Genomic DNA, 13,150 nt, shown 5'->3' on the forward strand with positions numbered 1-13,150 from the left:
TGTTATGCAAAATGCCATCTTACGAATGCTTCCATTGCCTCATACTCAGCAAGTCCTAGTTTATTATACAAGCATGCAGTTTCCCTATTTCTGTCTTCTGCTCTTTGCCAGAATTCCCGGCTGTCGGCACCCTGAAAAACCACCCCATCTTTTTGTGACTGGTGCTTAAATATACCATATCGCTTTTTAAGCACCTGATCGGGACTCATAGGAACAGCCATTTCAATTAAGTCAATATCCCATTCTGCCCAGGCTCCCTTATATAACCATACCCGGCAATCTTTCATAAAGTCGTTATACTTCAATCGATGTATTGCCTCAAAAATTCCATCTAAACATACTTTATGTGTGCCGTGAGGATCAGCCAGATCTCCGGCAGCATATATCTGATGAGGCTTTATTGATTCAATACAGTTTGCAATAATTCGATAGTCTTCTTCACCTATTGGTTTTTTTTCTATGGTTCCTGTTTCATAAAAGGGGAGGTTTAAAAAATGTATATTGTCCGTATGAACACCTACAAATCTGCAGGTGCTTTTTGCTTCCCCTTTTCTTATTAATCCCTTTATGTATCGCAATGACTGGATATCTTTTTTACCATTTTCTTTGGTTTTCAAAAATTCGAGTGCTTCACTAAATATATTTTCTGCTTCGGGGCTTTTAATAGCAAATTGATTGTTGAAGTCATATACAAATTCAGCAAACCGAAATGCCTCATCGTCTGCCACTGCAATATTTCCACTGGTCTGATAAGCTACATGAACTTCATGTCCCTGATCAACCAGACGCTGAAATGTTCCTCCCATTGAAATAATATCATCATCCGGATGCGGGCTAAATATCAGCACTCTTTTTTTCTCAGGCCATGCTCTTTCCGGTCGGTTTGTATCATCGGCACCAGGTTTGCCGCCTGGCCATCCTGTAATAGTTTGCTGGAGTTGATTAAATACGTCAATATTCAGGTCATGTACCTGCTTATACAATGCAAGCAAATCACTTAACCCATTTTCATTATAATCATTAGCCGTTAATTTTAAAATGGGTTTGTTCAAAGTAATTGCCAGGTGAGTTACCGCTTTCTTTATTGTCTTTACGTCCCAGTTTACATCATCTGTTAACCAGGGCGTTTTTATTCTGGTAAGCGCTGCTGCTGCTGAATTGTCGAGTACAAACGTTGTATTATTATGTCCCTGTAAATACGAAGCAGGTATAAATTCTGTAACTGGCCCTTCAACTGCTTTTTTAACTATTTCAGCTTTTCTCTCTCCCATCGCTACCAGTACTATGCGTTTCGCCTTCATAATTGTGGCCACTCCCATCGTTATGGCTTTTCTGGGCACATTACTCTTTGTGCCAAATTCACATGCAGCATCAGATCTTGTTGTAAAATCAAGTGTAATTAACCGGGTTACAGAATTTATATGAGAGCCGGGTTCGTTAAACCCAATATGCCCGTTTCTGCCAATACCCAGTAACTGAAAATCAAGACCACCAAACGCTGCTATTTTCTCTTCATATGCTTCACAATGCTTTTTTACATCCTGCTGTATTATGTCTGTGGCCGGGATAAAACATAAGCTCATATCCACATCTACATGATTAAATAAATTTTCTTTCATGTATTGCCTGTAAGACTGACATGCATTGGCTGGAAGTGCGTAATATTCGTCGAGGTTAAAGCATACAACATTTTTAAAACTCAAGCCTTCTTCCCTGTACATACGGATAAGTTCCTTATAAATTTCTTTAGGCGTTGAGCCGGTGGCAAGTCCGAGTACAGTTTTTTCACCGCGGCTTTGTTTTTCAGTGATAATGTCTGCTATTTCTGCCGCTATTGTTTTTGAAAGTATTTCAGCAGACGAATAGATGACTGTGTGAATTTTTTCGAATAAAAATGTGTTTGTCTGATTTAACATTCCGTTCCCGATTACCATATCTGAATAGCTTTAAAAGAAAGCTTCTTTATGTAATAGTATTTATCTGTTTTATTGAATTCCTGCGTAGAATTTTATCGTGAATCAACCTACATAAAAGCTTTCTGGTCAAACCTAACCATTAATACCATTTATTTGAAGTGCAAACGATTGTCCTATTTCAATGAGAGGGAATACTTAAGATCAATGACCAGATGTTGAATATAGAAGCAAAAGCCGGAATATTATTTATTCTACTTTTCTTATATAGCAGGATCAGGAATTGAATAACGATGATTGAATTAAATTTGATTTTTACTGATTGCTTCAGATTCTCTAACTATCTCACGCACAATATTGTCTAATTGAGTGGCTGATGTTAAGAGATAGGATATTTTTTGATTTAGCTCTACATTATCAGAATGTTGTAGAGAAATCAGTTTACACAAACCTAAAATACTTGATAATGGGGCTCTGAAAATGTGAGACTGATACCATGCCAAATCCCGCAGTTTCTCTGTTTGTTTTTCGATAATCAGGTTTTTCTGATTAATATCAGAAATATCCTCCACTGTAAAAATATAAAATAAGTCTCCTTTATTAAAAAAAGCACTGGAACTCAGTAGAACAGGAATAAGTTTTTCATTTTTACTCTTTCCTACAAATTTCTCCTGAATAAATAATGGAGTATCGATGTCAGTATCCAGATCATCTACTTTAATATTATTATTACTATTTCCTATTGAAAAATTCTCTATCAATTCAATTAAATTCTGATTGTGAATTTCAGCTTCATCGAATTCAAAAATATCAGTAGCACAATGATTTGCATAATTAATCTGAAATCCTTTATTAGTTATAATTATGCCAACAGGCGCTAAGGATATAATTTTTTGAAATCGTTTCTCGCTCTCTACTAATTTTTGCTCCAGTTTTTTTTGATTGGTTATATCCTTTGCAAATATCGACACCCCCATAAGCTTACATTCTGTATCATAAACAGGATTGAATACTGTTTGATACCATATCAATTCGTTATTGATATTTTTATAAGAAATCTCTACGGAAGAAATCTCCCCCTCTAATGCTTTTGGATAATATTGATAAAATGAATTCTCTGTATCAGGTATATAATTTCTAAAATCAGCCCCAATAAAATCGCCCTTTTGAGTATTATTCTGAATTGTTTTTTCTGCAACCTGATTTAATGCTAAAATTTTATAATTTGTATCCAGTAAAGTAATAGAGTCCTCGGTATTATCCAGAATAGCCTTGAACTTTCTGGAAAGTTCAATGATCTTAATTTCAGCTTCTTTTTCGGTTGTAATGTCTTTAGCACTTAATGTTACCCCAATTAGCTCTTTATGGTCATAAACAGGAAGCATTCTATACTCAAACCAACGGCTTACATTTTCATTCTTTGTTAAATTCTGAACTATGAAAGGCTTTCCAGCTATTGCGGTTTTAAATGCAGTCAGGTATAAGTCCTGATTATCTTCAACTACAAAGTCGGGATAGTATAAATCTCCTTCTTTAAGTTCTTTATTGTGGTATTTTAACAATACTTCTTTAATCGTTCTATTAAATGCTAATACCTCATGATTTTTTCCTATGAGGACGATACTTTCAGGGCTATTATCAATTATAGCTGTTAGAAATTTTGATCGCATAGTTGGTTATTAATGGCCCAATCATAAGTTTATTAAAAAAATAATTAATATATAAAAGTTAGATTGTGTTTGATTTTAAAGCTTTCTATCTCTACAATATAACCAAATAATTTAGAATTTTAATGAACTGAGCCGTCAGGCGTACAACCAGGGGCAAATGAAACAACGCACCTCATATCGTGAAAATGGTGCCGTGCTATTCCCATTTCTGCACCTTGATTTTTGATAGTAGTGTATATCCGTTTCATTAAAAAAGGTATAAAAAATAGCTATGTAGTAGTTGAATTCATCTTATGTTTAATTATTGATTTTAAACGCATAGAAATTTCAGCATTCAGATGTCTAATACACCAATCTGAACCTTTTTTGCTAGCTGAATAAGTATTGGTAAAGACATAAAAAAAACCCACAGAATCAAGTTCTATGGGCTTTCGTTTTTATTCTGTAGCGGGATCGGGGTATTTATCGAATGAGATTATTGAGGATTGGACTATGCTAATTGGTTGATTTTGTCAGACTTAGATCGGGACAAATAGAAATTTTAGGCCGTCAATCTTTGAGCCCAATAAAAAGTGGGTTAATTTAGACCAGCTTTTTACTTTTTTATTGTTTAGGTGCATATCCACCCTTTTCTATCCATGTATCCCACGCCTTAACAAATTCCTTATAAGTTAATGGCGGTGGTTTACGGCCTTCGCCCATATTCCAGGCTGCTTTAACAAGTGTATCTCTGGCGTGTTCAATCAGCTGTGCTTTGTTCAGATGCCCGTTACGATTGTAATCCATAATCTGTAAAGCTAACTCGCGCGGTTTCTTTCCTTCAAACACCATTTTCATATTTGATGGTGGCAAAGCCCATTTAGGATTTCCAGGAGGCATATGCAATCCTGGTGTATTTTCAGGTTGATGACAATTGCCACATTTCATAGCATAAATCCCATGACCGTCTTTACCCCGCTTTGGCGACATTGCGTGAGGATGACTGTCGTCTCCCTGTAGTGGCACATCTCCTGCAGGATGACAGTTCATACAACGAGGACTCATAAGAACACTATAAACATCCGCAAAAGCTTTTACTGAGGCAACACTGTCCAAAGCTTTTTTCTGCTGCAATTCCAGATTTTCAGCATTACTAGTAGCCATAAAAGCGGAGTTCGCAACGCCAATGACAATAATGATCACAAACATTACCATCAGCATTCTTCTCGGTAAAATGTAACTATGCTTATTAAAAAAGGATTTCATAATCAAAATGAGTTTACTGTTAGATAATGCCGTATTTATTTCTTTTCTTTTCGCTGCATTTCAGCTGCAAGAAGAATAGCATCTCTTATTCTTAAATAAGTTCCACATCTACAGATATTGCCAGCCATTGCATTGTCAATATCCTGTTCTGTAGGATTTTTATTCTCTCTTAAAAGAACAGCAGCTGACATAATTTGACCGGCTTGGCAATAGCCACACTGAGAAACGTCATTTTCTATCCAGGCTTTCTGTAAAGGATGATTTTCATTCTCTGATAACCCTTCAATGGTTACAACTTTTTGTCCGACTGCACGGCTTACTTTTGTAACGCAGGAACGAACTGCTTCTCCATTCAGATGCACTACACACGCACCACATTGAGCAACCCCACAACCAAATTTTGTTCCTACAAGATTGATATGTTCTCTAAGTACCCACAAGAGCGGAGTATTAGGATCTACATCTATATTGTAATTTTTTTTATTGATGTTTAAGGTGATCATAAATGAAATAGTTTATGCTTTATTAAGGCTATTGAATTCTTTAATAAGAGGAAAGTTATAAAAACGCTTCCCTGTTAGCTTGTACATAGCACTGGCTACGGAACCAAATACCGGGGGAAAAGGAGGTTCACCAAGCCCGGTAGGATCTATTTCATTCTGAACAAAATGGACGTCAATCTTTTTTGGCGCTTCATTGATTCTGATCATGCGATACTGGTGAAAGTTCTTTTGTTGAACCTCACCGTTCACCATTGTTAACCCACCATAAAAAGCATTTCCAATACCATCCACCACAGCACCTTCTATCATATTTATAGCAGCATCAGGATTAATGACAATGCCACAATCGGCTGCACTGGTCACCCGTTCAACATAAGGCTGACCATCTCTCATAACCATATCTACCACATGTGCTACGTAGGAATTATGGCAAAAATAAGCCGCTACTCCACGACTGTACTTTTTATTCTCCGAGTTGTTCCATCCAGATTTTTCTTTAACCAATTGTAGAACGCTCATGTAGCGGTCGGCGTTGTATTCGTTATTTCTACCGACTGGATTTTCCTTTGCCCTCTTTAAAAGTTCAAGCCTAAAATCGATCGGATCTTTGCCCATTGCTTCAGCAAGTTCATCCAGAAACATTTGTTCTGAAGCAGCAGCAAAATTCGAACCCGGTGCACGAAACGCACCTGTAGTAATATTGGAAGGAATTCGCCAACCTTCAGCCAGGTAATTATCAATGGTACCTGCCGGAAAACGATTCGCGTGAATAGCATGTTCTGGAATACCCCCACCTTTAACATGTAGAGCGATCAGATTTTTATTTGCGTCCAATGCTGCGCGGTAAGTGGTAGTGTATGTAGGACGATAGATACCGTAAGTCATATCATCTTCACGAGTATATACAAGTTTAACAGGTGCTTTTATTCTTTTTGAGATTAGAGCTGCCTCATAGATGTAATGTCCGTAAGCCCTTAAACCAAAACCCCCACCCATTCGGGTCATTTGGATTTCAATTTTGTCGGCAGGGAGATTTATCAGTTTGGCGAGTGTTGGTTCAGACCAACCCGGTGCCTGCAAGGGACCGGCTACAATCGCCTTGTCATCCATTACATGAGCAAAGAAGTTCATCGGTTCCATGCAGTTATGTGCCAAAAACGGAGCATTATAAGTCCGCTCAATAACCTGAGCTGCATTCTTAAACGCCGTTTCTGGATCTCCATCTCTTCTTAGTTGTTGAGCTGGCTTCGCAGCATACTCCTTGAATTTTTCGAGTTGTTTTGTAGTGGTTTCAAGCTCTCCGGGAACAGTTATTTCAGTTTTCCCATTTCTGCCACCCATTGTATTTTTAAGTGTATCTCCAATAGGCTCCCAGGTCACTTTTAACTTTTTGCGTGCATTCATTACTTCCCAGGTGGTTTTACCCACTACTACAAGCAACTCATTGAAACTGCGAGTATCAAATCCACCTTGTTCAAAACCATCTTCATAGAGTGTTTGTCTGAATACATCTTTAATACCCGGCATTTTCAAAGTTTCAGTCGCATCAAAATCTTTCAGCTTCATTCCGAATGCAGGCGGATGTTCTATCATAGCTATCAGCATCCCCTCGTACTTATAATCTAGTCCGAATAGGGGTTTACCAGAAATGATTTTTTCTCCTTCAACATTTTTCTTGGAGTTCCTTACGACATTGAAACTCTTTACCTCTTTTAGTTTCATTCCTTTAGGAACCGGTATTGTAGCAGCTTTTGAAGAGAACTGTCCGTAAGTTCCAGACCTGCCTGATTTTTCATGTAGAAGCATGCTCGCCTTCGTTGTTACTTCATCTACAGGCACACCCCATGTTTGCGCTGCTGCTTCTTTTAACATCTGACGTGCTGCGGCACCTGCTTCACGTAATGGCCGCCAGTACATGCGCATAGAATTACTTCCGCCCGTGAACTGTGGACCTAATTTTACATTATCATGAGGCCCCATTTCAACCACTACTTTCTGCCAATCAGCATCCAGTTCTTCTGCAACGATCATTGGCAATGAAGTCATCACGTTTTGTCCAAACTCCGGATTTGGATTAATGAGCTTTATGATATTATCCGGAGTAATTTTTATATACCCAGTCAACTCATACCAGTCTCCTGATGGGGCTTCGCCGACGGGTACAGCGGTGACGAATCCGGAAAGCCAGGTAAAACTTAAAAACAGGCCACCTCCTGCAACTGTGGAAGATTTCATAAATGTCCGCCTGCTCTGTTTATTCTCAATGTTTTCCATGTGTAAACTTTATTGACTAGTTTAAAGGTATTGTGTCCCTTAAAGTTAATACCTTCATCTTGTATTTTACCCGTTTTAAACAGTACCAGTAAAATTGGTAAGTAATCCGTAATCTGGATAAGCAAGTCGTCTCGGGCAATGTGTTATCGGTGGATTTTTTCTTTATGATATTAGTTCCAACACTATCAATCCTACTGATCGGGATAGGGACGCAGATATACTTATAGCCCTGCATTCTTATATTCCTGTTCAGTTAAGGGTTCCATCCAGTTAACTCGCCCAATACGGCTTGTAATAGATATGTGTGTCATGCCGGTTGCGAAAGACGCACCATGCCAGTGAGGAACATTTGCCGGGCATTTGATTGTTTCACCGGTTCTGATGAGTCTGGCCGGTTTGCCTTTTTCTTGATAATATCCAGTTCCTTTCGTGACAATTAGTATCTGACCTGTTTCGTGGGAGTGCCAATACGATCGTGCCCCAGCCTCAAAGCTCACACTAGCCACAGATACATTTAATGCGCTATCTCCAGATGCCATCATTTTTACCGATACGTTTCCTGTCATGTTAGGTGAAGATTGATTGGGAGTGGCTGGATTTGTTCCCAAGACTCTCTGAAGCACAGACAAAGCACTGTCGCCTTCTACCCTCCCTGCTTTTTCAGAAATAATAGAAACTGTTTCCTGCAATTGCGCAGCAGTTAAACCGTTGCGCATACCTACTCTATAATGAGACCGTAATTGACCCTCTGCTTTACCGATGGATGCCAAAGCTGATATGGTAGCCAGTTCTCTGGTTTTCCAATCAAGATTATCTCGCCCGAATATATCTGCAAAAAGATGTTCTTTCAGAAATTGTTCAATGGTCGGTGCGAACTGACCACCCGCAGCCATAGAAGATCCAGTTAAACGGTTGAGGTTTTCTGTACCGAGTTCATATTTTGTTTTACTCGTGTTGATTGGGGTCGCTAAGTTTCCTTCAACATCCTTTATCCCTTTTTGTAACCTTTCCCGAATTAATGATTGAAATGTATTAATTGCGTTCAGACTACGGGGGAAGCCAGTATAAGCGTACAGTTGGTAAAGGGTCTCCTTAATTTCATTGATACTTAGCCCCGCATCTAACCCTTCACGTAGTGAGATTTTTAAAGATGCCTGGTCTCCATTTGCCGTAAATGCAGAAATCGCAACGATACTTTGTTGTTTTTCATCGAGCGTTTGTGCGAACGAACTCGCAGCTACAAAGACTGCAAAGAATACCAGTATCTTTTCCATAATTATTTATTTAATGTAGGTTACCGCTCTTAACGGCTTTTTCAATAAGATCCAATCTCGCTTTTTTAGGATCAGGTTTTCCAACTGCTACACCATCAGATTGAATCTCGAGCAATTCATTCTTTCTTTCATTAAATATTGGCCAATGTGGTAACCCTTTTCCATTGGGATTGCCAGTCTTTGCAAAATTTACCCAGTAAGTGTTCAGCAACTTCGCAACCTGCTGATCTTTTACATCAACGGAACTACCATTGGGCGCCCTGAGATTATCAAATACATAAGGAATTTCTGAAGCGTGAGCTGCTCCATAGCGCATTCTTTGCAGCATAGATGGTGAAACATAAGAAAACAAGTATATGTAGGCAGGGGAACTATTTTGCGTTATGGCTCTGGCTGTAAAGCGGGCAGGTTCTGCCCAGACTTTATCTGTGTTTACCATCGTCAACATTTTTGGAAATTCCGTCGTTCCATCAGGATCGTACACCACCCCTGCTTCGTTCTTCATCTTTCCGAATAAATTCAATAATGCTTCTTTGGAGTTCGCATTTACAAAACCCGCAGAAACTTCTGCACTGTTTGATCCAATGATAACAGGAATCTCTGGAGCCCTGCCATTATTGTAAGCAGCTTGCGCTGTTTCAACAACCAATTTACCGTCAAGAATCGGCCCTGAATAAATAGGAGCGCCGCCATTACTGTCGGTTTCCTGCCCACCGTCCAGTATTTTTGCTGCACTTAAACTACGCAATTGATCCAACGCTGTTGCATCAGCACCTTGAATACCGTGTTTCTTAGCGAAATTAATCCCTATTGTTTCAGCAGAGACAGGGTAATATGAATCGTTTTTTTCTTTGTTGATGGGCCTGCCGGTCAATACCCCATCCCGACCTCCACCAGATTGAATGATTGCTTTTTGAAACAACCCCTGAGCACTTGGAATGGTAAGCAGTGACTGCACGGAAACACCACCTGCAGATTCGCCAAATATGGTGACGTTTTTAGGATCACCACCGAATGCAGAAATATTTTGCTGTATCCATTTTAGTGCTGCAATCTGGTCCATGTATCCGTAATTGCCTTTGAACTCATCAGGATGCTCATTGCTGAGTGCAGGAAAAGCAAAAAATCCAAAACGACCTAGCCTGTAATTGATGCTTACAAGAATCACACCCTTTTCGGTGAAGGGCAGGCCTTTGTAATCACCTTGTGAACCACTACCAAATACAAAAGCACCTCCGTGTATCCATACCATTACGGGTAGTTTTGCATTTGCCGTTGCATTCACAGGTTTCCAGATATTTAGAAACAAACAGTCTTCGGATGAAGTTTTAGACAGGGAATCGGTTCTTGGAAAACCCATCTGCACGCAATCAGCGCAGTATTTGCTGGCATCACGTTCGCCTTGCCAAGCAATAGCAGGTTGCGGAGGCCTCCAACGGAAAGCCCCAACAGGTGGTGCTGCATAAGGTATCCCTTTAAAACTGGATACACCTGTTTCAGTAACTCCACGTACTAACCCTGAATTAGTACGTACCACTGGTCCTTCTTGGGCATAGATGGAGCAGGATAAAAGCAGTGTGAGGCTTGCGGTTAGTATTTTCATAATTGCATTTTGGGTTGAGGTTTATTTTTCTAGTATGTTAAAAGATCATTTTAATTTTTCGCAACCATTTTATAACATCCTTATTAACAGCAATTGCTTTTTCATTTCTAATCTCGAGCAATCTTCCTTCGTTTTCAAATCCACCCGTTGTTGAAAACCCTTCAGGTATAATGCAACCAACGCATAGTTCTTTTACAGTTTCAAAACTGCTTCCCTTACCATAACCTCCATTAGTGTTGAAGAGAATTACTTTCTTATTATTCAGTTTATATTGTGTAAGAAAGGTTTTGACTGGTGGCGGCAATTTCATGCCCCATGTAGGGAAGCCAAGGAAAATTGTTTTATAGTTTTCAATATTATCGATCCTGTTCTTTAAAGGTGGCAAATATCCTGTTTCATTTTCCCGTACAACTTGCGCAACTGTAGAACGATAATTTTCAGGATAAGGAGTTACCAATTCAAGTGCCACTAATTTTCCCCCAACCTGTTTATGAATTATTTCTGCAACTGCTTTTGTGTTATTGGTTCTTGACAAGTACACAATTAAAATTTCATCAATAGAACTCTTCTGAGCTTGAGTGCAGCCTGACAATATGATCAGCAGCGAAACGAAAAAATATTTCATGAGGTAGAAAATTAGAGTTTGGCCTCGCTGTTATATTCAGCATCAGTTACAGGCAGTAACCATATAGTAACTCCTTTTTGTGTTGAGTAGGTTGCCATATAACTTACGCCGGTTTCAGCAGAAGCTCCATGCCAATGTTCTACGCCTGGAAGACATTTGATTACTTCGCCTTTGCGTACTACCTGTTTGGGTTTGCCTCTTTCTTGGTAGTAGCCAACCCCTTCGGTGATCACCAAAATTTGTCCGCCGGGATGAGAGTGCCATGCCAATTTTTGGCCTTTGGGAAATGTTGCAACGGCAATATTAAAATTGAAAATGCTGTCAGAACTGATCAATTCGATAAGTGTATTAGAGGGTGTAGTCCTAACTGGAATAGCTACGCCGTTTTTTGTATAAGTGGTGCTTTCCTGGGCAGATATCTGAGTGGCAAAAACTAATGCAAAAACGAGGAGCAAGTTGATTTTTCTCATGGCTATTTTTTAGGTGAGATTTAATGATGATTATTCTATGATACGTTGATGATGATGACAGTTTGTAACTTATTTTATTTATTCAATTTCACAGGTCGCGAAAGATGAGAAAAGGTGAGTGATCCCATTTTCCATTTTCCGTTTTCTTTAATGTACACTTCTGTTACCATAAAAGCATTGACAACCTCATTTCCACCAACCGCTGCCACCAGGTCAATATCGTTTAACAGGATTGCAGTATTTCCGAAGAAATTCACAGAGGCGCTGTAGACCTCAGCTTTCTTATACCATATTCTACCGGCTTTGATCGTGCTCAATTCTTGTGTTTTACCCCAACTACCTCCCATATGGACGAAGACGGATTTTTCTCCAAACAACTCATTTAACGCATCCACATTTTTATCTGCCATCCAAGCCCATTTATTTTTGGAAAGGTCGAGTATTTCCTGCTCCTCCTTTGAAACATCGGTCGCGGAAGAAGTAGGCAGCTTTGCCTGTGCATATACTATTTGCCCTGAAGCAAAACAAAAGAACAAAGCGATCATTACTTTTTTCATAGTTTGGAATTTGAGTTATAGAATATCGTTATCGATTTACCATTTTTTGAGCTTGATCTGAATACCGATTCCCCTTCACATCGATTTTTGCCAATGCCTCGTCAATTGATTTGAGATCATTCTCATCCAGTTTTATTTCTGCAGAACTGTTGTTTTCTTTGAGGCGATGTAATTTGGTAGTGCCTGGGATCGGAACGATCCATGACTTCTGTGCCAGCAACCATGCTAAGGCAATTTGCGCTGGTGTAGCATCCATAACATTAGCAATGCTATTTATTTGATTGACCAATGATTGGTTGGCTACCCGGTTTTTCTCAGAAAAGCGCGGGACCGTATTTCTGAAGTCTGTCGCTTCAAACACGGTATTCTTGTCGATAGCACCCGTCAAAAATCCTTTGCCCAAAGGACTGAATGGCACAAACCCGATTCCGAGTTCTTCCAATACCGGAAGGATTTCTTTTTCCGGTTCGCGCCACCAAAGCGAATATTCACTTTGCAACGCTGCCACAGGATGAGTGGCGTGTGCCGCGCGGATGGTTTGAACTCCTGCTTCCGAGAGTCCGAAATGTTTCACTTTACCTTCACGGATCAAATCACCTACCGTTCCCGCTACGTCTTCAATAGGAATATTGGGATCAACTCTATGTTGATAAAAAAGGTCAATTGTTTCAGTACGTAACCTTTTTAAAGAGGCTTCAGCTACCAGCCGGATATTTTCTGGGCGGCTATCTGTGCCTAAAGATGGTTTACCTTCTTTAAAACCAAACTTGGTAGCAATCACAACTTTGTCTCGGTATGGTTCTAGCGCCTCACCCAATAATTCTTCATTAACGAAAGGACCATATGCTTCTGCAGTGTCAAAAAAATTAATTCCCGTCTCAACTGCAGCATGTAGTAATCGTATCGCACTCTTTCTATCTGTTGCTGGTCCATACCCGAAGCTCAATCCCATACAACCTAATCCAAGGGCTGATACTTCTAAATTACTTTTTCCCAATATTCTTTTTTGCATGGCT

General features: G+C 39.5%; 11 protein-coding genes. All 11 read right to left on the reverse strand.

Features of this window, described 5'->3' with window-relative positions:
* Window positions 1-2: 2 nt before the first annotated feature.
* The 11 genes from nagB to KXJ59_RS11865 all read right to left on the reverse strand — a co-directional run bounded on the left by nagB (window position 3) and on the right by KXJ59_RS11865 (window position 13,146).
* Complete coding sequence (nagB, locus tag KXJ59_RS11815; RefSeq protein ID WP_295204840.1) at window positions 3-1,916, reverse strand: glucosamine-6-phosphate deaminase; 1,914 nt, start codon at window positions 1,914-1,916, stop codon at window positions 3-5.
* 299 nt (window positions 1,917-2,215) lie between these two features.
* Window positions 2,216-3,583, reverse strand: a complete 1,368-nt coding sequence (locus KXJ59_RS11820) for a PAS domain S-box protein (RefSeq protein WP_295204842.1) — start codon at window positions 3,581-3,583, stop codon at window positions 2,216-2,218.
* Between the two features lie 603 nt (window positions 3,584-4,186).
* Complete coding sequence (locus KXJ59_RS11825; RefSeq protein WP_295204843.1) at window positions 4,187-4,828, reverse strand: hypothetical protein; 642 nt, start codon at window positions 4,826-4,828, stop codon at window positions 4,187-4,189.
* Window positions 4,829-4,863: 35 nt separating this feature from the next.
* Window positions 4,864-5,331, reverse strand: a complete 468-nt coding sequence (locus tag KXJ59_RS11830) for a (2Fe-2S)-binding protein (protein WP_295204844.1) — start codon at window positions 5,329-5,331, stop codon at window positions 4,864-4,866.
* A gap of 12 nt (window positions 5,332-5,343) precedes the next feature.
* The gene (locus KXJ59_RS11835) at window positions 5,344-7,605 is read right to left on the reverse strand and encodes a molybdopterin cofactor-binding domain-containing protein (RefSeq protein WP_295204846.1); all 2,262 of its coding nucleotides are present in this window, start codon (window positions 7,603-7,605) and stop codon (window positions 5,344-5,346) included.
* 221 nt (window positions 7,606-7,826) lie between these two features.
* Window positions 7,827-8,879 (reverse strand): carboxymuconolactone decarboxylase family protein, encoded by a 1,053-nt coding sequence (locus KXJ59_RS11840; protein ID WP_295204848.1) that lies wholly within the window; start codon window positions 8,877-8,879, stop codon window positions 7,827-7,829.
* Between the two features lie 10 nt (window positions 8,880-8,889).
* Complete coding sequence (locus KXJ59_RS11845) at window positions 8,890-10,482, reverse strand: carboxylesterase family protein (protein ID WP_295204850.1); 1,593 nt, start codon at window positions 10,480-10,482, stop codon at window positions 8,890-8,892.
* 37 nt (window positions 10,483-10,519) lie between these two features.
* Window positions 10,520-11,107 (reverse strand): flavodoxin, encoded by a 588-nt coding sequence (locus KXJ59_RS11850; protein WP_295204852.1) that lies wholly within the window; start codon window positions 11,105-11,107, stop codon window positions 10,520-10,522.
* An 11-nt stretch (window positions 11,108-11,118) separates the two neighbouring features.
* Window positions 11,119-11,577, reverse strand: a complete 459-nt coding sequence (locus KXJ59_RS11855; RefSeq protein ID WP_295204854.1) for a cupin domain-containing protein — start codon at window positions 11,575-11,577, stop codon at window positions 11,119-11,121.
* A gap of 74 nt (window positions 11,578-11,651) precedes the next feature.
* Window positions 11,652-12,134: a nuclear transport factor 2 family protein gene (locus KXJ59_RS11860; protein WP_295204855.1), complete on the reverse strand. Its 483-nt coding sequence runs from the start codon at window positions 12,132-12,134 to the stop codon at window positions 11,652-11,654.
* A 28-nt stretch (window positions 12,135-12,162) separates the two neighbouring features.
* Window positions 12,163-13,146 (reverse strand): aldo/keto reductase, encoded by a 984-nt coding sequence (locus tag KXJ59_RS11865; protein WP_295204857.1) that lies wholly within the window; start codon window positions 13,144-13,146, stop codon window positions 12,163-12,165.
* Window positions 13,147-13,150: the final 4 nt, after the last annotated feature.

Source organism: Sediminibacterium sp., assembly GCF_019264485.1.
In the GTDB taxonomy this organism is placed as follows: domain Bacteria; phylum Bacteroidota; class Bacteroidia; order Chitinophagales; family Chitinophagaceae; genus Sediminibacterium.